Origin of the sequence: Limibacillus sp. (assembly GCA_037379885.1) — a bacterium.
In the GTDB taxonomy this organism is placed as follows: Bacteria; Pseudomonadota; Alphaproteobacteria; order Kiloniellales; family CECT-8803; genus JARRJC01.
Genome location: JARRJC010000003.1, coordinates 49,332 through 71,798, shown reverse-complemented (window position 1 = coordinate 71,798; position 22,467 = coordinate 49,332). Strand labels below are relative to the sequence as shown.

24 protein-coding genes and 1 tRNA gene are annotated in these 22,467 nt (G+C 64.8%); 23 read left to right on the top strand and 2 right to left on the bottom strand.

From position 1 onward, the window contains the following. The first annotated feature begins 40 nt into the window (after window positions 1-40). Window positions 41-1,282 carry an NAD(P)/FAD-dependent oxidoreductase gene (locus P8X75_02020; GenBank protein ID MEJ1993976.1) on the top strand — a complete coding sequence of 414 codons (1,242 nt, stop codon included), beginning with the start codon at window positions 41-43 and terminating at the stop codon, window positions 1,280-1,282. Window positions 1,283-1,323: 41 nt separating this feature from the next. Then, a complete protein-coding gene (locus tag P8X75_02015) occupies window positions 1,324-1,956 on the top strand; it encodes a DUF2238 domain-containing protein (protein ID MEJ1993975.1) in 633 nt (210 codons plus the stop codon). Here P8X75_02015 and P8X75_02010 read toward each other — a convergent pair. Beyond that, the gene (locus tag P8X75_02010; protein ID MEJ1993974.1) at window positions 1,945-2,253 is read right to left on the bottom strand and encodes a hypothetical protein; all 309 of its coding nucleotides are present in this window, start codon (window positions 2,251-2,253) and stop codon (window positions 1,945-1,947) included. The genes P8X75_02015 and P8X75_02010 overlap by 12 nt on opposite strands. 47 nt (window positions 2,254-2,300) lie before the next feature. Next, window positions 2,301-3,095: a potassium channel family protein gene (locus P8X75_02005; protein ID MEJ1993973.1), complete on the bottom strand. Its 795-nt coding sequence runs from the start codon at window positions 3,093-3,095 to the stop codon at window positions 2,301-2,303. Window positions 3,096-3,316: 221 nt separating this feature from the next. On the opposite strand from P8X75_02005, the gene P8X75_02000 reads away from it, so the two are divergent. The 21 genes from P8X75_02000 to P8X75_01900 all read left to right on the top strand — a co-directional run bounded on the left by P8X75_02000 (window position 3,317) and on the right by P8X75_01900 (window position 22,408). Continuing rightward, window positions 3,317-3,393, top strand: a tRNA-Asp gene (locus tag P8X75_02000). 299 nt (window positions 3,394-3,692) lie between these two features. Then, window positions 3,693-4,058, top strand: coding sequence for an NADH-quinone oxidoreductase subunit A (locus tag P8X75_01995; GenBank protein MEJ1993972.1), 366 nt, complete (start codon window positions 3,693-3,695; stop codon window positions 4,056-4,058). Beyond that, on the top strand, window positions 4,049-4,603 hold the full coding sequence (locus tag P8X75_01990) for an NADH-quinone oxidoreductase subunit B (GenBank protein MEJ1993971.1): 555 nt from the start codon (window positions 4,049-4,051) through the stop codon (window positions 4,601-4,603). The genes P8X75_01995 and P8X75_01990 overlap by 10 nt, the downstream gene beginning before the upstream one ends. A gap of 54 nt (window positions 4,604-4,657) precedes the next feature. Next, on the top strand, window positions 4,658-5,278 hold the full coding sequence (locus P8X75_01985; protein MEJ1993970.1) for an NADH-quinone oxidoreductase subunit C: 621 nt from the start codon (window positions 4,658-4,660) through the stop codon (window positions 5,276-5,278). Further along, window positions 5,278-6,456: an NADH-quinone oxidoreductase subunit D gene (locus P8X75_01980; GenBank protein MEJ1993969.1), complete on the top strand. Its 1,179-nt coding sequence runs from the start codon at window positions 5,278-5,280 to the stop codon at window positions 6,454-6,456. The genes P8X75_01985 and P8X75_01980 overlap by 1 nt, the downstream gene beginning before the upstream one ends. Beyond that, entirely contained in the window at window positions 6,453-7,082 is a 630-nt protein-coding gene (nuoE, locus tag P8X75_01975) for an NADH-quinone oxidoreductase subunit NuoE (GenBank protein MEJ1993968.1), read from the top strand. The genes P8X75_01980 and nuoE overlap by 4 nt, the downstream gene beginning before the upstream one ends. Window positions 7,083-7,088: 6 nt before the next feature. After that, entirely contained in the window at window positions 7,089-8,378 is a 1,290-nt protein-coding gene (nuoF, locus tag P8X75_01970; GenBank protein ID MEJ1993967.1) for an NADH-quinone oxidoreductase subunit NuoF, read from the top strand. Window positions 8,379-8,381: 3 nt separating this feature from the next. Then, window positions 8,382-10,442 (top strand): NADH-quinone oxidoreductase subunit NuoG, encoded by a 2,061-nt coding sequence (gene nuoG, locus P8X75_01965; GenBank protein ID MEJ1993966.1) that lies wholly within the window; start codon window positions 8,382-8,384, stop codon window positions 10,440-10,442. Next, window positions 10,435-11,445 (top strand): NADH-quinone oxidoreductase subunit NuoH, encoded by a 1,011-nt coding sequence (gene nuoH / locus P8X75_01960; GenBank protein ID MEJ1993965.1) that lies wholly within the window; start codon window positions 10,435-10,437, stop codon window positions 11,443-11,445. The genes nuoG and nuoH overlap by 8 nt, the downstream gene beginning before the upstream one ends. A 22-nt stretch (window positions 11,446-11,467) precedes the next feature. Next, entirely contained in the window at window positions 11,468-11,956 is a 489-nt protein-coding gene (nuoI, locus tag P8X75_01955) for an NADH-quinone oxidoreductase subunit NuoI (protein MEJ1993964.1), read from the top strand. Window positions 11,957-12,031: 75 nt separating this feature from the next. Next, window positions 12,032-12,646 (top strand): NADH-quinone oxidoreductase subunit J, encoded by a 615-nt coding sequence (locus P8X75_01950; GenBank protein MEJ1993963.1) that lies wholly within the window; start codon window positions 12,032-12,034, stop codon window positions 12,644-12,646. A gap of 3 nt (window positions 12,647-12,649) precedes the next feature. After that, window positions 12,650-12,961, top strand: coding sequence for an NADH-quinone oxidoreductase subunit NuoK (gene nuoK, locus P8X75_01945; GenBank protein MEJ1993962.1), 312 nt, complete (start codon window positions 12,650-12,652; stop codon window positions 12,959-12,961). Window positions 12,962-12,980: 19 nt separating this feature from the next. Then, window positions 12,981-14,909 carry an NADH-quinone oxidoreductase subunit L gene (gene nuoL, locus P8X75_01940; GenBank protein MEJ1993961.1) on the top strand — a complete coding sequence of 643 codons (1,929 nt, stop codon included), beginning with the start codon at window positions 12,981-12,983 and terminating at the stop codon, window positions 14,907-14,909. A gap of 10 nt (window positions 14,910-14,919) precedes the next feature. Further along, window positions 14,920-16,446 carry an NADH-quinone oxidoreductase subunit M gene (locus tag P8X75_01935; protein ID MEJ1993960.1) on the top strand — a complete coding sequence of 509 codons (1,527 nt, stop codon included), beginning with the start codon at window positions 14,920-14,922 and terminating at the stop codon, window positions 16,444-16,446. 13 nt (window positions 16,447-16,459) lie between these two features. Further along, window positions 16,460-17,914, top strand: coding sequence for an NADH-quinone oxidoreductase subunit NuoN (nuoN, locus tag P8X75_01930; GenBank protein ID MEJ1993959.1), 1,455 nt, complete (start codon window positions 16,460-16,462; stop codon window positions 17,912-17,914). A gap of 21 nt (window positions 17,915-17,935) precedes the next feature. Then, window positions 17,936-18,712: a biotin--[acetyl-CoA-carboxylase] ligase gene (locus P8X75_01925; GenBank protein ID MEJ1993958.1), complete on the top strand. Its 777-nt coding sequence runs from the start codon at window positions 17,936-17,938 to the stop codon at window positions 18,710-18,712. A 7-nt stretch (window positions 18,713-18,719) separates the two neighbouring features. After that, complete coding sequence (locus P8X75_01920) at window positions 18,720-19,511, top strand: type III pantothenate kinase (GenBank protein MEJ1993957.1); 792 nt, start codon at window positions 18,720-18,722, stop codon at window positions 19,509-19,511. Beyond that, on the top strand, window positions 19,508-21,172 hold the full coding sequence (locus P8X75_01915) for a ribonuclease J (protein MEJ1993956.1): 1,665 nt from the start codon (window positions 19,508-19,510) through the stop codon (window positions 21,170-21,172). The genes P8X75_01920 and P8X75_01915 overlap by 4 nt, the downstream gene beginning before the upstream one ends. Window positions 21,173-21,195: 23 nt before the next feature. Next, complete coding sequence (gene mce, locus P8X75_01910; GenBank protein ID MEJ1993955.1) at window positions 21,196-21,600, top strand: methylmalonyl-CoA epimerase; 405 nt, start codon at window positions 21,196-21,198, stop codon at window positions 21,598-21,600. A 16-nt stretch (window positions 21,601-21,616) separates the two neighbouring features. Then, on the top strand, window positions 21,617-21,853 hold the full coding sequence (locus P8X75_01905; protein MEJ1993954.1) for a DUF1467 family protein: 237 nt from the start codon (window positions 21,617-21,619) through the stop codon (window positions 21,851-21,853). 18 nt (window positions 21,854-21,871) lie between these two features. Then, complete coding sequence (locus P8X75_01900; GenBank protein MEJ1993953.1) at window positions 21,872-22,408, top strand: DNA-3-methyladenine glycosylase I; 537 nt, start codon at window positions 21,872-21,874, stop codon at window positions 22,406-22,408. Window positions 22,409-22,467 lie beyond the last annotated feature (59 nt).

The following is a 22,467-nucleotide window of genomic DNA, read 5'->3' as shown; positions in this document are numbered from 1 at the left end:
GGGGTTTCGAAAGGCCCTGATGCCGGAATGGGAAGGTGAGATGCCGAACGAGAAAGTCGAGACACTGGTGGTGGGCGGCGGACAGGCCGGCTTGGCGATGAGCAAGCATCTCAGCCGCCAGGGGCTTTCCCATCTGGTTGTCGAGCGCTCCCGGATCGCCGAGCGTTGGCGCAGCGGGCGCTGGGATTCCCTGGTCGCCAACGGCCCGGCCTGGCATGACCGTTTCCCGGACAGGGAGTTCTCCGTGACCGGCCCCGACGGCTTTCCGCCGAAGGACGAGATCGCGGACTACTTCGAGGCCTATGCCGAGCAGATCAAGGCGCCGATCCGCTGCGGCGTGGAGGTGACGCGGGTTCAGCGCAAGGCGGGCGAGGCAGCCTTCACCGTCGAGACGTCGGACGGTGTGATCGAGGCCAGGAACCTGGTCGCCGCGACCGGGCCTTTCCAACGCCCGATCATTCCCCCGATCGTGCCTGAAGAGGCAGGCCTCCTGCAGATCCATTCCTACAACTACCGGAATCCGGCCCAGCTGCCCGAGGGGGCGGTGCTGGTGGTGGGCGCCGGGTCGTCGGGCGTCCAGATCGCCGATGAACTGCTGAGAGCGGGCAGGCCGGTATACCTCTCCGTCGGCCCGCACGACCGCCCGCCCCGGCGCTACCGCGGCAAGGATTTCGTTTGGTGGCTCCGGGTTCTCGGCAAGTGGGAGATCAAGGCGCTGGAGCCCGGCATGGAGCATGTCACCATCGCCGTGAGCGGCGCGCACGGCGGGCAGACCGTCGACTTCCGGCGCCTCGCCGCGCGCGGCATGACGCTCCTTGGCCGGACCGACGCTTGCAAGGAGGGCGTCCTGAGCTTCGCCCCTGATCTCGCGCGCAACATCGCCCAGGGTGACGCCAACTACCTCTCGCTGCTGGCCGAGGCGGATGACTATGTCGCACGCCAGGGCCTCGATATGCCGGAGGAACCTGAGGCCCACGAGATCGGCCCGGACCCGGCTTGCATGACCAACCCGATTTTGACGTTGGACCTTGCAGAGGCCGGTATCACCTCGATCATCTGGGCGACGGGCTACGCCCTCGACTTTGGCTGGCTCGATCTAGACGTCTTCGATGAAAGCGGCAGACCCAGGCATAGGCGCGGCGTCTCGGTCGAGCCGGGGCTCTATTTCCTGGGCTTGCCGTGGCTGTCCTGCCGGGGCTCGTCATTCATTTGGGGCGTTTGGCCCGATGCGGAGTATCTGGCGGGTCATATCGCCGCGGGAGGAAAGACCAATGTCGCATAGCGCAGCGGCTCCTTCATGGGCAGCGGGAGGGATAGGACGACATGCCGCAGCGTGACAACGGCGGGGGTTTCTCCTTAAAGCCCCGGGAATGGGCGGTGCTTCTTTTCACGCTCGGCTATGTCGGACTCTTCTCGGTCTACTTCCTCGCCATCGGGAACCATGAGTTCCTCTGGTACGTCACCACCATGCTCGTGCTGATGGGGCTGGCGCTTGCAGGCGCGCGGGCGGCGGAGTTTCCCGCCTACCTTCTTTGGGCCCTGAGCCTCTGGGGCTTGGCGCACATGGCCGGGGGCGGCGTCCAGGTCGGCGACAGCGTGCTCTACGCCTACCGGCTCGTCCCCATCGCGGGCGAGGGGGAGTTCACCGTCCTGAAGTACGATCAGGTGGTGCATGCTTACGGATTCGGCGTCGCCGCGCTGGTGTTGCGGCATCTGCTGCTGCGCGCCTTCCCGGGCGTGGCGGGCAGCAAGTCGCTCTACGTGTTTCCGGCCTTGGGCGCCATGGGCTTGGGGGCTGTCAATGAGATCATCGAGTTCATGGCCGTGGTGATGCTGCCGAACACCAACGTGGGCGGTTACTACAACACGGCCCTCGACCTTGTGTTCAACGCGCTGGGGGCGGTTCTTGCCATGGCGGGGGCGGCGCTGCTGTCACGCAAGTCCTCAGCTGAGTGACCGGCGGGCCCAGGCGCCAAGCGCCGCACCGATCGCGACGCCCGCGGCGTTGGCCAGAAAATCCAGCATCTCCCCATAGCGGTTGACGAAGGGCTGTATCAGTTCAACGACCCCGCCCCAGGCCACGAACCCGCAGAGCAGGAGCGGCCAAGCCTTCGGCCTGGCGAGCGCGGAGGGCAGGGCGAGCAGCGCATAGGCTGCCAGGTGGTGCAGCTTGTCGCCGCCCGGCGCCGGTGGCAGCTGATCGAGCGGCGCCAGGGAGAGGTAGCTGATCGCCGCCAGTACCACTAGGGTCACTGTCGGCCAGCGCCGCGCCGTCAGCCGCAGGGCCGGGTCGAGCAGGCTCAATCGCCACCTTCCGTCTTTATTTTCAGAGTGTTGCCGCAGTGCTTGCAGTGCACGGCATCGGGATCGTGCCGGGTCAGCCCGCACTGCTCGCAGGTGTGGCGGACCTTCTGCGGGCGGAACATGGTTTGCGCCAGACGCAGGAACAGCGCCACGCCGACCACCATGATGACGACGGTCAGGATCCGGCCGGTGGTGTCCGTCATGGTGATGTCGCCGTAGCCCGTGGTGGTCAGGCTGGTGACCGTGAAATAGAGCGCATCCAGGAAGGAGCTGATGCCGGGATTGCTCCGCCCTTCCAGCACGAAGACGACGGCCGAGACGAAGAAGACGAAGACCACGAGGTTGGTGGCCGAGCGCAGGGCGTCCTCGTTGTTGCGGAACCACGCGACATGCCCCCGCAACTCCTTCACGACATGGTAGCTGCGCAGCAGCCGCAGCATCCTCAAGACCCTGAGGAAGGCGAGGTTGTCGAAGATCAGCGGCGCCAGCAGCGAGAAGATCACCAGCAGGTCCACGACAGCAAAGGGGCTCATGAGACTGCGCCAGGTGCGCGGCGCGATGATCGTGCGGGCCGCGAGATCGGCGGCGATGACCGCGGCAATGATGTAGTCCAGCCCGAAATGGTTGGTCCCTGTGGGTAGGGCCGTGGTCACCACGAAGAAAATCAGGGTCGCGATATCGAAGATCAGCAACCCGATACGAAAGCGTGTGGAAAGGCGGCTGTCTCCGAAGTAGAGCGCACGCAGCTTGGCTTGGACCGTAGGCTCGCTTTCAGGTTTCTTGCTGCTCATGTCCGGCGGCTTCCCCCTCTGGAACGCAAAGGAGTCTGCACGCTGGACGGCGATATGCAAAGGCCGGCTTCTCCCGCCGCCCCTTGCGCTTCGCCGGGCAGCCGGGAAGCGGTCAAAAATCGCGTCAGCTCGCTTGACAGCCACGGGGGGCTGGAGTAAGTCACGGCTCCGTCGCGGTCACGGCTGCGGCGCCCTGGACGAAGTCCAATCTGGAAGGTTCCGGGGGTGTAGCTCAGTCGGTTAGAGCGCTGGCCTGTCACGCCAGAGGCCGCGGGTTCGAGTCCCGTCACTCCCGCCATTTCCCGGTTCTCCTTCAAAATCGCAATCCGAAAGCAGAATCGGGCGTTCTCCCGCTCACCGGCGGCGGCGCTGCCGCGCGTCTCTTGTTCCCGGTGCTTTTAAGAGCGCTTGGGGGCTTTGCTTTCCACGTCTTTGCGTGTTGCAATGCGGTAGCTTTAATGGAGCTTGTCCGGCTGGCAGCTTCCATGGGAAGCATTGCGCCTGCCGCCGCTTGCGTTTGCGGCTTGCGGCGTAAGGCGAGGTCGTTATAGTCCCGAGCGCGGAGCCGCCGCCGAACGGGCATTTGGAGCGGAGGATATGGACGCACTCTTAATCGAATACCTCCCGATCCTTATCTTTATCGGGCTGGCGATCGGCTTGGCGGGCGCGATGGTGATCGCCTCCTTCGTCGTGGCGCCGCAGCGCCCCGATCCCGAGAAGCTCTCGGCGTACGAATCCGGCTTCGAGGCTTTCGACGACGCACGCAGCCGTTTCGACGTGCGCTTCTATCTGGTCACCCTGCTGTTCATCATCTTCGATCTGGAAGTCGCCTTCCTCTTCCCCTGGGCCGTGTCCCTGGGCGAGATCGGCGTCTTCGGCTTCTGGTCCATGATGGTGTTCCTGGGCGTTCTGACCATCGGCTTCATCTACGAATGGCGAAAGGGAGCTTTGGAATGGGAGTAAAGGCGACAGGCGCGCTCGACGCGGCGGCGCCGCTGCCCCCCGGCGCCGAGCAGGACTTGATCTTCAAGAAGGTCAACGACGAGCTCCAGGACAAGGGTTTCGTGGTCGCTCAGTTGGACAAGCTCGGAGCCTGGGCCCAGTCGGGCTCGCTCTGGCCCATGACCTTCGGGTTGGCGTGCTGCGCGGTCGAAATGATGCACACGGCCTGTAGCCGCTACGATCTCGACCGCTTCGGCATGGTGTTCCGGCCGAGCCCGCGCCAATCGGATGTGATGATCGTCGCCGGCACGCTCTGCAACAAGATGGCGCCGGCCCTGCGCAAGGTTTACGACCAGATGGCAGAGCCGCGCTACGTGCTCTCCATGGGCTCCTGCGCAAACGGCGGTGGCTACTACCACTACTCCTATTCCGTGGTGCGCGGCTGCGACCGGATCGTGCCGGTCGATATCTACGTGCCGGGTTGCCCGCCGACCGCAGAAGCGCTGCTCTATGGCATTTTGCAGCTGCAGAAGAAGATCCGCCGTCAGGGCGGGCTGTCACGCTAACAGGGGCGCGTTGATTCAGCGTGGCTCCTCCAGGGAAGTCGAACGAAAGCCGATATGAACGAAGCTTTGAAGGAAATGGCCGATCTTCTGGAGGCGACACGCCCCTCGGAAGTCCTGCAGGTCGAAGAGGTGGTGGGCGAGCTGATCGTCTGGACCAGCAAGACCGGTTTGCCGGTGCTCTTGAAGCATCTGCGCGACGACCAGAACCTGAAGTTCCAGCAGCTTCTCGACATCACGGCGGTTGATTACCCCTCGCGCGAAGAGCGTTTCGAGGTGGTCTACAACCTGCTTTCCCTGATCCACAACCAGCGCATCCGCGTGAAGGTGTCGGCGGGCGAGGAGGACACGCTGCCCTCCGTCGTCTCCCTCTTTCCCTCCGCGGGCTGGATGGAGCGGGAGGTCTGGGACCTCTACGGCGTCTATTTCGCCGATCACCCCGACCTGCGCCGCATCCTCACCGACTACGGTTTTGAAGGGCACCCGCTGCGCAAGGACTTCCCGCTGACCGGTCACGTCGAGCTGCGCTATGACGAGACCCAGAAGCGCGTGGTCTACGAGCCCGTGAAGCTGACCCAGGACTTCCGCACCTTCGACTTCGTCAGCCCCTGGGAGGGCATCCTGCACCTGCCGGGCGACGAGAAGGCCGAGAAGAAGAAAGAAGAGGGGGCTTCCTGATGGCTGAGACCAAGATCCGCCCCTTCACGCTGAACTTCGGCCCGCAGCATCCCGCCGCCCACGGCGTGCTGCGCTTGGTGCTGGAGATGGACGGCGAGGTGATCGAGCGCGCCGACCCGCACATCGGCCTGCTGCACCGGGGCACGGAAAAGCTGATCGAATACAAGACCTACCTTCAGGCCATGCCCTACTTCGACCGGCTGGACTACGTGTCGCCCATGTCGCAGGAGCATGCCTTCGTGCTGGCGACCGAGAAGCTTCTGGGCCTGGAGGTTCCGCCGCGCGGGCAGTACGTGCGGGTCCTCTTCTGCGAGATCACGCGCATCCTGAACCACCTTCTGAACATCGCGACCTTCGCCATCGACGTGGGCGCCATGACGCCGATCCTCTGGATGTTCGAGGAACGCGAAAAGCTGATGGAGTTCTATGAGCGCGCCTCCGGCGCCCGGCTCCACTCGGCCTATTTCCGTCCGGGCGGGGTGCATCAGGACATTCCCGCGGGCCTGCTTGAGGATATCCACGACTGGTCCAAGGGCTTCTTGAAGCACCTGGACGACATCGAAGCGCTGTTGAACGAGAACCGCATCTTCCGCCAGCGCACGGTGGACATCGGCGTGATCTCGGCCCAGGACTGCTACGATTGGGGCTTCACCGGCCCGATGCTGCGCGGCTCAGGCGTCGCCTGGGACCTGCGCAAGTCGCAGCCCTACGAGTGCTATGAGGAGCTGGACTTCGACATTCCCGTCGGCAAGAACGGCGACTGCTTCGACCGCTATCTCGTCCGCATGGAGGAGATGCGACAGAGCCACAGCCTGATCCTCCAGTGCATCGAGCGCATGCCGGACGGCCCGGTTTCCGCCGTCAACAACAAGGTCGTGCCGCCCAAGCGCCCGGAGATGAAGAAGTCGATGGAAGCGCTGATCCACCACTTCAAGCTCTACACCGAGGGTTTCCACGTGCCGCCGGGCGAGACCTACTGCGCGGTCGAGGCGCCCAAGGGCGAGTTCGCCGTCTATCTGGTGTCCGACGGCTCCAACCGTCCCTACCGCTGCCGCATACACGCGCCGGGCTTCCTGCACCTCCAGGGCATGGATTACATGTGCAAGGGCCACATGCTGGCCGATTCCGTCGCGATCCTCGGCTCCATGGACATCGTCTTCGGGGAGGTCGACCGATGAGCCTCAAGATCACCAGCCATCCGGAGCCCCGGGATAAGGGCTTCGAGTTCACGCCCGAGAACCAGAAGAAGGCGGAGGCCTACATCGCCCGCTATCCCGAGGGACGGCAGGCGAGCGCGGTTCTCTATCTGCTCTATCTGGCGCAGGAGCAGAACGGCAACTGGGTGTCCCCGGCCTGCATCGAACACGTGGCGCGCCTGCTCGATATGGCGCCGATCCGCGTCTACGAGGTCTCCAGCTTCTACACCATGTTCAACCAGAAGCCGGTGGGCGACCATCTGGTGCAGGTCTGCCGCACCTCGCACTGCTGGCTCAACGGGTCGGACGCGATCACCAAGGCCTGTCTCGAAGCCGCCGGCACCTCCAAGCTGGGCGAGACCAGCGAAGACGGCAAGGTGACTGTCACGGAGGTCGAGTGCCTGGGCGCCTGCTGCAACGCGCCGATGTTCCAGGTCAACGACCGCGACTACTACGAGGACCTGACGCCGGAGCGCGCCAAGGAGATCGTGGCGGCTCTGCGCAAGGGCGAGAAGCCCGAGCCCGGGTCGCAGAAGGGGCGTCTCTCCTCGATCCCGGAAGGGGGCCCGACCACGCTTCAGGACACCTTCGGCAAGGAGGGGGCGTGAGCAGCCATGCTGAGTGACAAGGACCGCATCTTCCAGAACCTCTACGGCCAGCAGGATTGGCGCCTGAAGGGCGCGGAGAAGCGCGGCGTCTGGGACAAGACCAAGGAGCTGCTGGACCTGGGCCCCGAGGAGATCGTCGAGCGGATCAAGGCCTCCGGCTTGCGCGGGCGCGGCGGGGCGGGCTTTCCGACCGGCCTGAAGTGGTCCTTCATGCCCAAGCAGAGCGATGGACGCCCGGCCTACCTGGTGGTCAACGCGGACGAATCCGAGCCGGGTTCCTGCAAGGACCGGGAGATCATGCGCAACGACCCGCACATGCTGCTGGAAGGCTGCCTGGTCGCGGGCTTCGCCATGCGCTGCACCAAGGCCTTCATCTATATCCGCGGCGAGTACTGGGAGCCCTGGGTGCGCCTGGAGGAGGCCGTGGCCGAGGCGCGCGAGGCGGGGTACCTGGGCAAGAACGCCTGCGGCTCGGGCTATGACTTCGATATCGTCATCCACCGCGGCGCGGGCGCCTACATCTGCGGCGAGGAGACGGCGCTGATCGAATCGCTGGAGGGCAAGAAGGGCCAGCCGCGCCTGAAGCCGCCGTTCCCGGCGGCGGTGGGCGTCTACGGCTGCCCCTCGACGGTCAACAACGTGGAGACCATCGCGGTGGCGCCGACGATCCTGCGGCGCGGCGCGGACTGGTTCGCCGGTCTCGGTCGCCCGAACAACACCGGCACCAAGATCTATTCCATCTCCGGCCACGTCGAGCAGCCCTGCAACGTGGAGGAGGAGATGGGCATCCCCCTGCGCGAGTTGATCGAAAAGCACGCGGGCGGGGTGCGCGGCGGTTGGGACAACCTGCTGGCCGTAGTGCCGGGCGGCTCTTCGGTCCCGGTCATCCCCAAGGATGTCTGCGACAACGTGCTGATGGACTTCGATTCGCTTAAGGAGGCGAAGTCGGGCCTGGGCACGGCGGCGGTGATGGTGATGGACAAGTCGACCGATATCGTCGAGGCCATCGCGCGCTTCAGCCACTTCTACATGCATGAGTCCTGCGGCCAGTGCACGCCCTGCCGAGAGGGCACGGGCTGGATGTACCGGGTCATGACCCGCATGGTGCAGGGCCGCGCGGACGTCGAGGAGATCGATAACCTTCTGGACGTCAGCTATCAGGTCGAAGGCCATACCATCTGCGCGTTGGGCGACGCTGCGGCCTGGCCTGTCCAGGGCCTGATCCGCCACTTCCGGCCGGAGCTGGAGAAGCGGATTGCGGACTATAAGAAAAACCACCAAACGGCAGCGGAGTAAGCAATGCCGAAGGTAACCGTCGACGGCATCGAAATCGAAGTACCGGCAGGAGTCACGGTGCTCCAAGCCTGCGAGATGGCGGGCAAGGAGATACCGCGCTTTTGCTATCACGACCGCCTGTCGATCGCGGGCAACTGCCGCATGTGTCTGGTCGAGATGGAAAAGGCGCCCAAGCCCATCGCGTCCTGCGCCATGCCGGTCGGCGAAGGAATGGTGATCAAGACCGACACCGACAAGGTCAAGAAGGCGCGCAAGGGCGTGATGGAGTTCCTTCTGATCAACCATCCGCTGGACTGCCCGATCTGCGATCAGGGCGGTGAATGCGACCTTCAGGACCAGGCCATGGCCTATGGCTTCGACCGCAGCCGCTACGAAGAGAACAAGCGCGCGGTCACCGAGAAGTACATGGGGCCGCTGATCAAGACGATCATGACCCGCTGCATCCACTGCACGCGCTGTGTGCGCTTCTCCACGGAGATCGGCGGCGTCGAGCAGATGGGCCTCGTCAATCGCGGCGAGCACGCCGAGATCACCAGCCTTGAGCAGGCGGTGAACTCGGAGCTTTCCGGCAACGTTGTGGATGTCTGCCCGGTCGGCGCACTGACCAGCCGTCCCTACGCCTTCCACGCGCGCCCCTGGGAGTTGCGCAAGACCCTCTCGGTCGACGTTATGGACGCCGTGGGCTCCAACATCCGCGTCGACGTGCGGGGCAGGGAGGTCCTGCGGGTCCTGCCGCGCCTGCATGAAGGCATCAACGAGGAGTGGATCCACGACAAGACCCGCCATGCCATCGACGGCCTCAAGAAGCGCCGTCTGGACCGGCCCTACCTGCGCCGGGACGGCAAGCTGCAGCCGGTGAGCTGGGAGGTGGCCTTCCAGGCCATCGCCGACAAGCTTTCCGTGCTGAAGGGCGAGCAGGTGGCGGCCATCGCGGGCGATCTCTGCGAGGTCGAGTCCATGCTGGCGCTGAAGGACCTGATGAGCTCCCTCGGCTCGGCCAACATCGATTGCCGCCAGGACGGCGCCAAGGGCGATCCGGGCGTGCGCGCCTCCTACCTTTTCAACAGCTCCATCGCGGGTATCGAACAGGCTGACGCTTGTCTCATCGTCGGGTCCAACCCGCGCTGGGAAGCGGCCATGGTCAACGCACGCCTGCGCAAGCGGTTCCTGAGGGGCGGCTTCAGGGTCGGCGTGATCGGCCAGCCGGTCGACCTGACCTACGAGACCGACTACCTGGGCGCGGGGCCAGACAGCCTGAAGGAACTGGCCGAGGGCAAGGGCGCCTTCGCCGAGGTGCTGGAGAAAGCCGAGAAGCCCATGATCATCCTGGGCTCTGGCGTCCTGGCGCGCGCGGACGGCGATGCGCTGCTGGCCCTGGCCCGGCAGGTGGCCGAGCGCTTCGGCATGGTCTCCGGCGACTGGAACGGCTTCAACGTGCTGCAGCGCGCCGCCAGCCGCGTCGGCGGTCTCGACATCGGCTTCGCGCCGGGCGAGGGCGGGCGCGACACGACCGGCATCCTGGAGGGCTGCGAGAAGGGCGATATCGGCCTGGTCTGGCTGCTGGGCGCGGACGAGATCGACATGGGCCGCCTGGGCGACAGCTTTGTCGTCTATCAGGGGCACCACGGCGACGCGGGCGCTCACCGCGCCGATGTGATCCTGCCGGGCGCCGCCTACACGGAAAAGAACGGCACCTACGTCAATGTCGAGGGCAGGGTGCAGCTCGGGCGCCTGGCTGCCTTTCCGCCGGGTGAGGCGCGGGAGGACTGGACCATTCTGCGGGCTTTCTCGCCGCTGACCGGCAAGGCGCTTCCCTACGACAGCCTGGGCGAGTTGCGCCAGCACATGATCGAGGTCAATCCCCTCTTCGCCGCCATTGATCAGGTGCCCAAGGCCGCTTGGGAGGCCTTCGGAATGGATGGGAGGATTGCATCGGAAGCCTTTGATCTTCCAATAGAAAACTTCTACATGACTGACCCGATCTCACGGGCGTCGGAGACCATGGCCGCCTGCAGCGAGGCCTTCGTCTGGAACAAGGGGGAGGCGACGGGCACCGATGGCTGAGTTCTTCCAGGGCTATGCGTTGCCCGGCATCATCATCGTGCTGCAGATCCTGGCGATCGTGGTGCCGTTGCTGGGCGCCGTCGCCTATCTGACCTACGCCGAGCGCAAGGTGATCGGCGCCATGCAGCTGCGCAAGGGGCCCAACACGGTCGGGCCGCTGGGGCTTCTGCAGCCTCTGGCCGACGGCATCAAGCTGCTGTTCAAGGAAACCATCCTGCCCGCGGGCGCCAACAAGATCGTCTTCGTCGCCGCGCCGATGCTGACCTTCATCCTGGCGATGGTGGCCTGGGCGGTGATCCCGGTCGGGCCGGGTCTGGTGATCTCCGACATCAACGTCGGCATCCTGTACCTCTTCGCCATTTCCTCGCTCGGCGTCTACGGCGTGATCATGGCCGGTTGGGCCTCCAACTCGAAGTATCCCTTCCTGGGCGCGCTTCGGTCGGCCGCGCAGATGGTCTCCTATGAAGTTTCCATGGGTTTCGTGATCATCACGGTGCTGCTCTGCGTCGGCTCCCTGAACCTGACCGATATCGTCGAGGCGCAGCGCGGGCTCTGGTTCGCCGTGCCGCTGCTGCCGATGTTCGTGATCTTCTTCATCTCGGTCCTGGCGGAGACCAACCGCGCGCCCTTCGACCTGCCCGAAGGCGAGTCCGAGCTGGTCGCGGGCTTCTTCGTCGAATACTCCTCCATGACCTTCGCGCTCTTCTTCCTGGGCGAATACGCCAACATGATCCTGATGAGCGCGATGACCACGATCCTGTTCCTGGGGGGCTGGCTGCCGATCATCGACATCGCGCCCTTCAATTGGATCCCGGGGCCGATCTGGTTCGCGGCGAAGATCTGCCTGGTGCTGTTCTTCTTCCTCTGGGTCCGCGCTACTTTCCCGCGCTACCGCTACGACCAGCTGATGCGTCTCGGGTGGAAGGTCTTCCTTCCCTTCTCGCTGCTTTGGGTGGTTCTGACCGCGGGTGTGCTGGTGGCCTTCGACTGGCTGCCGAAGTGATAACAAAGGGTAACGAGCAATAATGTCCTTCATAGATCGCAGCGCTAAGTCCCTGTTCCTGGCCGAGTTGCTGGGCGGCATGGCCATGACCCTGCGCTACTTCTTCACACCGAAGGTGACGCTGAACTACCCCTACGAGAAGGGGCCGATTTCGCCGCGCTTCCGGGGGGAGCACGCGCTGAGGCGCTATCCCAACGGCGAGGAGCGCTGCATCGCCTGCAAGCTCTGCGAGGCGATCTGTCCGGCGCTGGCGATCACCATCGAGTCGGAGCCGCGCGAGGACGGCAGCCGCCGCACCACGCGCTACGACATCGACATGACCAAGTGCATCTACTGCGGCTTCTGTCAGGAAGCCTGCCCGGTGGACGCCATCGTCGAGGGGCCGAACTTCGAGTTCGCCGCGGAGACCCGCGAGGAGCTCTTCTACAACAAGGACAAGCTGCTGGAGAACGGCGAGCGTTGGGAGTACGAGATCGCGCAGGCGATCGCCAAGGACGCGCCCTACCGCTAAGGCACACGGGGCGCGGAACTAGGGACACGGGGAACGGATGTTGTTGAACAAGATAAAAGGGGAGGGCGCGAAGCCATGATCGTTCAGGCCCTCGTATTCTATCTCCTGGCCGGGATCATCGTCGCGTCGGCGATCATGGTGATCGCCGCGCGCAATCCCGTGCATTCCGTGCTGTTCCTGATCCTGGCCTTCGTCAACGCCTCGGGCATCTTCGTGCTGATGGGCGCGGAGTTTCTGGCCATGATCCTGGTCGTGGTCTATGTCGGCGCGGTCGCCGTCTTGTTCCTCTTCGTGGTGATGATGCTGGACATCAACATCGTCGAGCTCCGGCAAGGGTTCCTTCAATACCTGCCCATCGGGGCCTTGATCGGTCTGGTGCTTCTGGCCGAGCTGATCCTGGTGTTCGGCGCCTGGGCCGTGGCGCCCGAGGCCGCCAGCGTCGCCCAGCAACCGATCCCGCCGATCGATCAGGTGACCAACACCGAGGCCATCGGCCGCGTGCTCTACACCGACTACGTCTACCTCTTCCAGGCCTGCGGCATGATCCTGCTGGTCGCCATGATCGGCGCCATCGTGCTGACGCTCAGGAAGCGCGAGGGCGTGCGCCGCCAGTCGATCTCCAAGCAGGTGTCGCGCAAGGTCGGCGATACCATCGAGGTCAAAAAAGTACCGAGCCGGAGCGGGGTCTAGATCATGCTTGAAATAGGTCTTTCACACTACCTGACGCTCTCGGCGATCCTCTTCACGCTGGGGATTTTCGGCATCTTCCTGAACCGGAAGAACGTCATCGTGATCCTGATGTCGATCGAGCTGATGCTGCTGGCGGTCAACATCAATCTGGTCGCCTTCTCGACGCACCTGGGGGATCTGGTCGGGCAGATCTTCACCATGATCGTGCTGACCGTGGCCGCCGCCGAAGCGGCGATCGGGCTCGCCATCCTGGTGGTCTACTTCCGCAATCGCGGCTCCATCGCGGTCGAAGACATCAACATGATGAAGGGCTGAGGGGGGAGAACAAGAAACCATGGAAGCCCTTATCGTATTCCTGCCGCTTCTGGGCGCGATCATTGCCGGTTTCTTCGGCAAGAAGATCGGCGACCGCGGCGCGCAGATCGTCACCTGCTCGCTGCTGATCGTCTCGGCTGTGCTGTCCTGCATCTCCTTTGCGACCATCGGGTTCGGCGAGGAGAAGCTGAAGGTCATCGAGCTCTTCACCTGGTTCGACAGCGGCGCTTTCGAAGCCTCCTGGGCGCTTCGGATCGACACGCTCTCCGCCGTCATGCTGGTGGTGGTGACCGGCGTTTCGGCCATGGTCCACGTCTATTCCGTGGGCTACATGAGCCACGACAAGTCGATCCCGCGCTTCATGGCTTACTTGAGCCTCTTCACCTTCTTCATGCTGATGCTGGTGACGGCGGACAACTTCGTGCAGATGTTCTTCGGCTGGGAGGGCGTCGGTCTGGCCTCCTACCTGCTGATCGGCTTCTGGTACGAGAAGCCCAGCGCGAACGCAGCGGCCATCAAGGCCTTCCTGGTCAACCGCGTGGGCGACGTCGGCTTCGCGCTCGGCATCGCCGGCGCCTTCCTGCTGCTTGGCACGGTCAGCTTCGATCAGGCCTTCGAGGCCGTGCCGAACTTCCAGGACTACACGGTCAACTTCCTGGGCATCGAGGGGCACGCGCTGACCATCATCTGCCTGCTGCTCTTCATCGGCGCGATGGGCAAGTCGGCGCAGTTGGGCCTGCACACCTGGCTGCCGGACGCCATGGAGGGCCCGACGCCGGTTTCCGCGCTGATCCATGCCGCGACCATGGTGACGGCGGGCGTCTTCATGCTCTGCCGCCTCTCGCCGATTTTCGAGTACGCGCCGGACGCCTTGACCGTGGTGACCATCGTTGGCGCCTGCACGGCCTTCTTCGCGGCGACGGTCGGCACCTGTCAGAACGACATCAAGCGGGTGATCGCCTATTCGACCTGCTCCCAGCTCGGCTACATGTTCTTCGCGATCGGCGTTTCCGCCTACAGCGCGGCCATGTTCCACCTGATGACCCACGCCTTCTTCAAGGCGCTGCTGTTCCTGGGCGCGGGCTCGGTGATCCACGCGGTCGCGAACGAGCAAGACATGCGCAAGATGGGCGGCCTCTGGCGCACCATCCCCTGGACCTACGGGCTCATGTGGATCGGCTCCCTGGCGCTGGCGGGCATCCCGCCCTTCGCCGGCTTCTTCTCCAAGGACATGGTTCTGGAGACCGCCTACGCCGCGCATACCAACGCGGGCACCTTCGCCTACTGGGCGGGCGTGATCGCGGCCTTCCTGACGGCCTTCTATTCCTGGCGCCTCTTGCTCATGACCTTCCACGGCAAGTTCCGGGGCGACCAGCAGGTCTTCGAGCACGCGCATGAATCGCCCAAGGTCATGCTGATCCCGCTGATGGTGCTGGCCACGGGGGCGGTGCTCTCGGGCTACGTCGCCTACGAGTGGTTCGTGGGCGATGGCCGCGAGGAGTTCTGGGCCCTGTCGATCCTGACGCTCGGCGATGTGATCGAGGAGGCGCATCATGTCCCGGCCTGGGTCAAGTACCTGCCGCTGGTGGCGGGCCTGTCGGGCATCGGCTTGGCCTACGTCGCCTACATGGTCGCGCCGGGCATCCCGGCGGTCTTCACGGCGAAGGCGCGCCCGCTTTACCTCTTCTTCCTCAACAAGTGGTATTTCGACGAACTCTACGACCGGATCTTCGTGCGCCCGGCCATGTATCTGGGGCGCGGCCTCTGGCAGACGGGCGATGTGCTGCTGATCGACGGTCTTGGGCCGAACGGCCTTGCCAGCGCCGCCAAGAACCTCGCGGCGCGCGTCAGCCGCCTGCAGAGCGGTTTTGTGTACCACTACGCCTTTGCCATGCTGATCGGGGTGGTGTTCCTGATCAGCTGGTATCTGCTGGCGACGATCGGGTGAGGGGATAGTGATGCAAGGTTGGCCGCTTCTCTCGCTCATCACCTTCCTGCCCCTGGTCGGGGCGGGGTGTATCTTCTTCATTCGCGGTGACGAGGCCGTGGTGGCGCGCAACGCGCGCTACGTGGCGCTCTGGACCGCGCTCATCACCTTCCTGCTCTCGCTGTTCCTCTGGTTCGGCTTCGAGCGGGGCACGGCGGAGTTCCAGTTCGTCGAGCGCGCCGAGTGGATACCCAGTTTCGGGATCGCCTATCAGGTCGGCGTCGATGGCATCTCCATGCTGTTCGTGCTGCTTTCCACCCTGCTGACGCCGCTCTGCATCCTGGCGAGCTGGGAGTCGGTCACGCGCCGGGTGAAGGAGTACATGATCGCTTTCCTGGTGCTTGAGACCTTCATGGTCGGCATGTTCTGCGCCCTGGATTTCGTGACCTTCTACATCTTCTTCGAGGCGGTCCTGATCCCGATGTTCCTGATCATCGGCGTCTGGGGCGGGCAGCGCCGGGTCTATGCGGCCTTCAAGTTCTTCCTCTACACCCTGGCGGGCTCGGTCCTGATGCTGCTGGCGGTGCTGGCGATCTACTTCGAGACCGGGACGACCGATATCCCGACGCTGCTGACCGCGCGCATCCCCTTCGAGATGCAGATCTGGCTCTGGCTGGCCTTCTTCGCCTCCTTCGCGGTCAAGGTGCCCATGTGGCCGGTCCACACCTGGCTGCCCGATGCGCACGTGGAGGCGCCTACGGCCGGATCGGTCATCCTGGCGGGCGTGCTCTTGAAGATGGGCGCCTACGGGTTCTTGCGTTTCTCTCTGCCGATCCTGCCCGAGGCCTCTGAGTTCTTCATGCCGCTGATCTTCACCCTCTCGGTGACGGCGGTGATCTACACCTCGCTGGTGGCGCTGGCGCAGAAGGACATGAAGAAGCTGATCGCCTATTCCTCCGTCGCCCACATGGGCTTCGTGACGATCGGCATCTTCGCGGTCAATCAGCAGGGGCTGGAGGGCGCGATCTTCCAGATGCTCTCCCACGGCATTATTTCCGCCGCGCTCTTCCTGGTGGTCGGCGTGGTCTACGACCGCCTGCACACCCGCGAGATCGATCGCTATGGCGGCCTGGCGGAGAACATGCCGGGTTACGCACTGATCTTCATGGCCTTCATGCTGGGCTCCGTCGGCCTGCCGGGCACCGCCGGATTCGTCGGCGAGTTCCTTGTGATCATGGGGGCGTTCCAGGTCAGCACCTGGGTCGCTCTCCTGACCGCCAGCGGCATGGTCCTGGGCGCGGCCTACATGCTCTATCTCTATCGCCGGGTGATCTTCGGCCAGTTGAGCAAGGAGGACCTGAAGGGTCTCCTGGACCTGAACTGGCGCGAGAAACTGGTCTTCGCGCCGCTGCTGATCGTGATGCTCTGGATGGGCATCTATCCGGTCAGCTTCCTGGATGTGATGTCGGCTTCCGTGGAGAACCTGATCACCAACTACGAAACGGCCCTGGCCACGTCGGAGGCGCCGCATCTGGCTGCCTTGATCGGCCTCGAGTAAGGAAAGCGGATCCATGATCTTCACCTCTCAGGATTACCTGCTCGTCCTTCCGGAAATCTTCCTGGCCATCGCGGCCATGGGGCTGCTCATGCTGGGCGTCTTCCAGAAGCGCGACCACGTGGGCGCGACCCTCTGGCCGGCGGTGGCCAGCCTCGCCGTCGCCCTGGCGCTGCTCTTGGGCGGGTCCGGGTTCACGGGCGAAGCCTTCGGCGGCCTCTTCGTGCAGGACGCCTTCTCGGTCTTCATGAAGGTGCTGGTCCTGACCGGCGCCGGCGCGGCCATCATCCTGTCGCAACGCTATGCGCGCGAGCAGGGCATGGACCGCTTCGAGTTCCCGGTGCTGCTGGTGCTGGCGACGCTCGGCATGATGATGATGATTTCCGCGGGGAACCTCATCTCCCTTTACGTCGGCCTGGAGTTGCAGTCGCTGGCGCTCTACGTGGTCGCGGCCTTCAGGCGCGACAGCCAGCGTTCCACGGAGGCGGGCCTCAAGTACTTCATTCTGGGCGCGATTTCCTCAGGGATGCTGCTCTACGGCTGCTCGCTGATCTACGGCTTCGCGGGCACGGTGGAGTTCGCGCGCCTGGCGGAAGTCTTTGCCGGTCATGCGGGCAGCGATCCCTCGCTTGGCGTCATCTTCGGTCTGGTCTTCGTGATCGCCGGTCTGGCTTTCAAGGTTTCCGCCGTTCCCTTCCACATGTGGACGCCGGACGTCTACGAAGGCTCGCCGACGGCGGTCACCGCCTTCTTCGCGACCGCGCCCAAGGTCGCGGCCATGGCGCTCTTCGTCCGGGTCATGGTCGGTCCCTTCGCGGACCTGTTGAGCGAGTGGCAGCAGATCCTGTTCTTCATCTCCGTCACCTCCATGGCGCTCGGCGCGCTGGCCGCGATCCAGCAGACCAACATCAAGCGCCTGATGGCCTATTCCTCCATCGGCCACGTGGGCTATGCGCTGGTCGGCCTCTCGGCGGGCACGGAGCAGGGCGTTCAGGGCGTCATCATCTACATGTCGATCTACCTGGTGATGAACCTCGGCACCTTCGCCTGCATCCTCTCCATGAGGAACCAGGGCCGGATGCTGGAGGGCATCGACGACCTGCGCGGTCTCTCCAAGACCAACCCCCTGATGGCCGCCGCCCTGGCGATCTTCATGTTCTCCATGGCGGGCATCCCGCCGCTGGCCGGGTTCTTCGGCAAGCTCTACGTCTTCCTGGCGGCGGTCGAGGCGGGCCTCTACACCCTGGCGGTCATCGGCGTGCTGGCCTCGGTGGTGGGCGCCTTCTACTACCTGCGCATCATCAAGCTGATGTACTTCGACGAGCCGGTGGAGACCCTTGATAGCCCGCTCGGCCTGTCGGCGGCGGGGATCATGGGCGTGACGGCCGTCGCCATTCTGCTGTTTTTCCTGGTGCCGGGGCCGCTGGTCGAGACCGCCGGCGCCGCCGCCGCCTCGCTCTTCCCGGGCTGAGGTGGAAACGGAGAAACCATCATGAGCGACGAGAGGACGCTTCGCCTGCCGCCGGCCTATCGGCTGGTCGAGCTGGACAGTGTTGTCTCCAGCAATGAAGAGGCCAAGCGCCTTGCCGCCGAGGGCGCCGAGGACGGAACCCTTGTCTGGGCCAAGGAACAGACGGGCGGAAAGGGCCGCCAGGGACGCTCCTGGACCAGCCCGCGAGGCAATCTCTTCCTGTCCATGGTCTTGCGTCCGGACTGCGAACTGAAGCAGGCGGCCCAGCTCGGCTTCGCCGCCGCGCTGGCGCTTGGCGACGCTGTTGGCTCGGTAGCGCCGCCCCTGATCGAGGTCACTTACAAGTGGCCCAACGACGTGCTCGCCAATGGCCGCAAGCTGGCGGGCATTCTTCTGGAGGCCCAGGCGAACGCCGAGGGCGGCGTCGAGTGGCTGGTCCTGGGCGTCGGCGCCAACGTGAAGTCCTTCCCGCGCGATTCCGACATCAACGCGACCAGCCTGCATTTCGAGGGCTGCGCGCCCAGCGTGACGGAAGCAGACCTGTTGGAGGCGTTCGCCAGGCACTTCCTGTCCTGGGTGAACATTTGGCTGGAAGACGGCTTCGAGCCGCTGCGCCGCGCCTGGATGCGCCATGCCGAAGGCAAGGGCGAGATGATCCGCGTGCGTCTGCCGCGCGAGACGCTGGAAGGGCGCTTCCAGGACCTGGACGGGGAGGGGCACCTGCTGCTGGACCAGGGAAGCGGCAGCCCGCGTGCCATCGCCGTGGGGGATGTTTTCTTCGACCGGGCAGGGGGCTGACAGGCACATGCTCCTAGCCATCGACTGCGGAAACACGAACATCTCCTTCGCTGTCTTCGACGGCGATACGGCTGTCGCCAAGTGGCGCGCCTCCAGTCAGGCGAACAAGACGGCGGACGAGCATGCGGTCTGGTTGACCCAACTGATGCAGTTGGCGGGGATTTCGGCCAGCGACATCGACCGCGCCATCATCGCCAATGTCGTGCCGCCTGCGGCCTACGCCCTGCGCTCCCTCTGCGAGCGCTACTTCGGCGTGAAGCCTCTGTTCGTTGGCCAGCCGGGCGTGGAGACGGGCGTACCGGTGCGTATCGAGCGGCCCGAGCAGGTCGGCGTCGACAGGCTGGTCAACTGCGTCGCGGCCCAGGAGCGCTACGGCGGCCCGCTGATCGTGATCGACTTCGGCACGGCCACCACCTTCGACATCGTCGGGCCGGACGGGGGCTATGAGGGTGGCGTGATCGCACCCGGCATCAATCTCTCCATCGAGGCGCTCTACCGCGCCGCCGCGCAGTTGCCGCGGATCACGCCGGAGAAGCCCGCCCAGGTGATCGGCAAGGCGACGGCCCCCGCCATGAAGTCCGGCGTCTTCTGGGGCTACATTGGATTGATCGAGGGGCTGGTCGCCCGCATCCGGGCGGAGTACGGGGCGGAGATGCGGGTGATCTCGACCGGCGGCTTGGCGCCGCTCTTCGCTGAAGCGACCGACGCGATTGGCGAAGTGGACGGCGATCTCACCTTGCGCGGCCTGCAACTCATCGACGCGATCAACCTGCGCCAGGGCGGGGCGGAGCCCCGGTGAGCGACTTTCCAGCCAAGGACGAACTCTACTTCCTGCCGCTCGGCGGGACCGGGGAGATTGGGATGAACCTCAATCTCTACGGCCACGACGGCCAATGGCTGATGGTCGATCTGGGCGTCACCTTCGGCGATCCGCGCGTACCCTCAGTCGATGTGGTGATGCCGGACCCCGCCTTCATCGAAGCGCGCCGGGACGAACTTGCCGGCCTGATCCTGACCCACGCCCACGAAGACCATCTGGGGGCCGTGCCCTACCTCTGGCCGCGACTGCGCTGTCCCGTCTATGCGACGCGCTTCACCGCCGCCGTGCTGCGGCGGAAGCTGGAGGAGGCGGGGCTTCTGGACCAGGTGCCCTTGAAGGAGGTGCCGCTGTCGGGCCAGTTCACGGTCGGTCCCTTCGAGATCGAGCTGGTGACCCTGACCCATTCCATCCCCGAACCCAATGCGCTGATCATCCATACGCCTGTCGGAAAGGTCCTGCACACCGGCGACTGGAAGCTCGACCCCGAACCCCAGGTCGGCGGCGACTACGACGAGACGCGGCTGCGCGAGCTGGCCGACGAGAACATCCTGGCCATGGTCTGCGATTCCACCAATGCCCTGGTGGAGGGCGATTCGGGCAGCGAAGGCGATGTCCAGGAAGGCCTGCTGGAGCTGGTATCGAAGCTGCCGAACCGGGTGGCCGTGGGCTGTTTTGCTTCGAACATCGCCCGGCTCCAGAGTCTGGGCCGGGTCGCGAAGAAGACGGGTCGGCGGGTCTGCCTTGCCGGGCGGTCGCTCAAACGCATGATGGAAGCAGCGCAGGAAAGCGGCTACCTGCAGGACTTCCCGACCGTGGTGGCCGAGGAAGAACTGGGCTATCTGCCACGAAACGAGGTGCTTCTGATCTGCACCGGCAGCCAGGGCGAACCGCGCGCCGCTCTCTCGCGCATCGCCAGGGGGGAGCACCAGCAGATCGTGCTGGAGGAGGGGGACGCGGTGGTCTTCTCCTCGCGCATCATCCCCGGCAACGAGGTGGGCATCTTCGCGCTCCAGAACCAGCTCGCCGAGCAGGGCATCGAGATCTACACAGACGACGAGCACGAGATTCACGTCTCCGGCCATCCGGCGCGCGACGAGCTCTCGCAGATGTACCAGTGGGTCCGGCCCCAGATCGCGATCCCCGTGCATGGCGAGTCCCGTCATCTGTTGGAGCACGCCGCGCTCGCCGAGGAATGCCAGGTGCCGCAGTCGATCGTCTGCCGCAACGGCGACCTGATCCGCCTTGCGCCGGGGCCGGCCGAGGTGGTCGAACAGGTGACGTCGGGCCGCCTGGCGCTGGACGGACAGGCCCTACGGCCCATCGAGAGCGAGGTGCTGCGCGAGCGGGTGCGGATGCTCTACAACGGGGCCGCCAGCCTGACCCTGGTGATGGACGCGGCGGGTGCTCTCCTGGCGCCGCCGCAGCTTTCCTGTCACGGGCTGCTGGACGAGGACTTGGAAGCCGATGAATTGGACGCCGCCGAGGCCTATATCGAAAGGAGCATCCAATCGCTCCGCAAGCGCGAACTCGCCGATGACGAGGCCGTGCGGGAGGCCGGACGGATCGCCGTCAGGCGCTTCTTCCGGCGCTTGGCGGACAAGAAACCCGTGACCGACGTGCACCTGGTGCGCTTGAGTTAGAGAAGACGAGAACGAGGAAAGAGATGATCGGACGTTTGAACCACATCGCCATCGCCGTGCCGGACCTGGAAGCCGCGGCCAAGCAGTATGCCCAGGTCCTGGGCGCGAAGGTCTCCGAGCCGCAGGATGAGCCGGACCACGGCGTCACGGTGGTCTTCGTGGAGCTGCCCAACACCAAGGTCGAGCTGCTGCATCCCCTGGGCGAGAACTCGCCGATCCAGGCCTTCCTGGACAAGAACGCCAGCGGCGGCATGCACCATGTCTGCTACGAGGTGGATGACATCATCGCCGCCCGCGACAAGCTGAAGAGCGAGGGTGCGCGGGTCCTGGGCGACGGGAACCCGAAGATCGGCGCGCACGGCAAGCCGGTGCTCTTCCTGCACCCCAAGGACTTCTGCGGCACCTTGGTCGAGCTGGAGCAGGCTTGAGGTAGTAGGCGTCGTCATGAATCCCTACACCGCCGTCATGCTGTTTGCGATTATCTGGTGGGTCGTTCTCTTGGCAGTTCTTCCCTGGGGTGCGCGCCCGCCGGAAAACCCGGAACCGGGTCATGCCCCCAGCGCGCCCGAACGTCCGATGATGGGCCGCAAGGTGCTGGCGACCACGGTCATTACGGCGGTGATCTGGGGCATCCTGTTCTATTTGATTTCGAACGACATTCTTGTCTTCCGCGACCTCTGATCGGGTGAGGGGAGAGGCATGAGCGGCTATTGCGATTTCGCTCCAGACCACCCGGTGCATGCGCACTATCACGACCGGGAATACGGCTTTCCCCTGACCGACGAGACCGGGCTGTTCGAGCGTTTGGTGCTGGAGATCGCCCAGGCCGGCTTGAGCTGGGAGTTGATCCTCAAGAAGCGGGAGGGCTTCCGGCGGCGCCTGGCGGGCTTCGACGTGGACCGCGTGGCCGGCTTCGGGGAAGAGGAGATCGCCGCCTACCTCGGCGATCCAGAGGTGATCCGCAACCGCCTCAAAATCGGGGCCTTCATCCACAACGCCAAGGTGATCCAGGATCTGCGCGGCAGCCATGGCGGCTTCTATTCCTGGATCGAGGCGCACCACCCGCTGACCAAGGCTGAGTGGGTGAAACTCTTCCGCAAGACCTTCAAGTTCATGGGGCCGGAGATCGTCGGCGAGTTCCTGATGTCGAGCGGGGTACTGCCCGGCGCGCATCGCGATGACTGCCCGGTGCAGGCGCGGGTGAGGGCGGCGGAGCCGCTCTGGCTGAAGAGCTGAAGGCTGAGACCTGAGGACTAAAGGCGGGGGCTGAAGGCGGGGTGCAGGGCCCCGAATTG

Coding starts and splice junctions, on each gene's coding strand:
- P8X75_02020 (MEJ1993976.1), top strand. CDS start 41: ATGCCGAACGAGAAAGTCGAGACACTGGTGGTGGGCGGCGGACAGGCC.
- P8X75_02015 (MEJ1993975.1), top strand. CDS start 1,324: ATGCCGCAGCGTGACAACGGCGGGGGTTTCTCCTTAAAGCCCCGGGAA.
- P8X75_02005 (MEJ1993973.1), bottom strand. CDS start 3,095: ATGAGCAGCAAGAAACCTGAAAGCGAGCCTACGGTCCAAGCCAAGCTG.
- P8X75_01995 (MEJ1993972.1), top strand. CDS start 3,693: ATGGACGCACTCTTAATCGAATACCTCCCGATCCTTATCTTTATCGGG.
- P8X75_01990 (MEJ1993971.1), top strand. CDS start 4,049: ATGGGAGTAAAGGCGACAGGCGCGCTCGACGCGGCGGCGCCGCTGCCC.
- P8X75_01985 (MEJ1993970.1), top strand. CDS start 4,658: ATGAACGAAGCTTTGAAGGAAATGGCCGATCTTCTGGAGGCGACACGC.
- P8X75_01980 (MEJ1993969.1), top strand. CDS start 5,278: ATGGCTGAGACCAAGATCCGCCCCTTCACGCTGAACTTCGGCCCGCAG.
- nuoE (MEJ1993968.1), top strand. CDS start 6,453: ATGAGCCTCAAGATCACCAGCCATCCGGAGCCCCGGGATAAGGGCTTC.
- nuoF (MEJ1993967.1), top strand. CDS start 7,089: ATGCTGAGTGACAAGGACCGCATCTTCCAGAACCTCTACGGCCAGCAG.
- nuoG (MEJ1993966.1), top strand. CDS start 8,382: ATGCCGAAGGTAACCGTCGACGGCATCGAAATCGAAGTACCGGCAGGA.
- nuoH (MEJ1993965.1), top strand. CDS start 10,435: ATGGCTGAGTTCTTCCAGGGCTATGCGTTGCCCGGCATCATCATCGTG.
- nuoI (MEJ1993964.1), top strand. CDS start 11,468: ATGTCCTTCATAGATCGCAGCGCTAAGTCCCTGTTCCTGGCCGAGTTG.
- P8X75_01950 (MEJ1993963.1), top strand. CDS start 12,032: ATGATCGTTCAGGCCCTCGTATTCTATCTCCTGGCCGGGATCATCGTC.
- nuoK (MEJ1993962.1), top strand. CDS start 12,650: ATGCTTGAAATAGGTCTTTCACACTACCTGACGCTCTCGGCGATCCTC.
- nuoL (MEJ1993961.1), top strand. CDS start 12,981: ATGGAAGCCCTTATCGTATTCCTGCCGCTTCTGGGCGCGATCATTGCC.
- P8X75_01935 (MEJ1993960.1), top strand. CDS start 14,920: ATGCAAGGTTGGCCGCTTCTCTCGCTCATCACCTTCCTGCCCCTGGTC.
- nuoN (MEJ1993959.1), top strand. CDS start 16,460: ATGATCTTCACCTCTCAGGATTACCTGCTCGTCCTTCCGGAAATCTTC.
- P8X75_01925 (MEJ1993958.1), top strand. CDS start 17,936: ATGAGCGACGAGAGGACGCTTCGCCTGCCGCCGGCCTATCGGCTGGTC.
- P8X75_01920 (MEJ1993957.1), top strand. CDS start 18,720: ATGCTCCTAGCCATCGACTGCGGAAACACGAACATCTCCTTCGCTGTC.
- mce (MEJ1993955.1), top strand. CDS start 21,196: ATGATCGGACGTTTGAACCACATCGCCATCGCCGTGCCGGACCTGGAA.
- P8X75_01905 (MEJ1993954.1), top strand. CDS start 21,617: ATGAATCCCTACACCGCCGTCATGCTGTTTGCGATTATCTGGTGGGTC.
- P8X75_01900 (MEJ1993953.1), top strand. CDS start 21,872: ATGAGCGGCTATTGCGATTTCGCTCCAGACCACCCGGTGCATGCGCAC.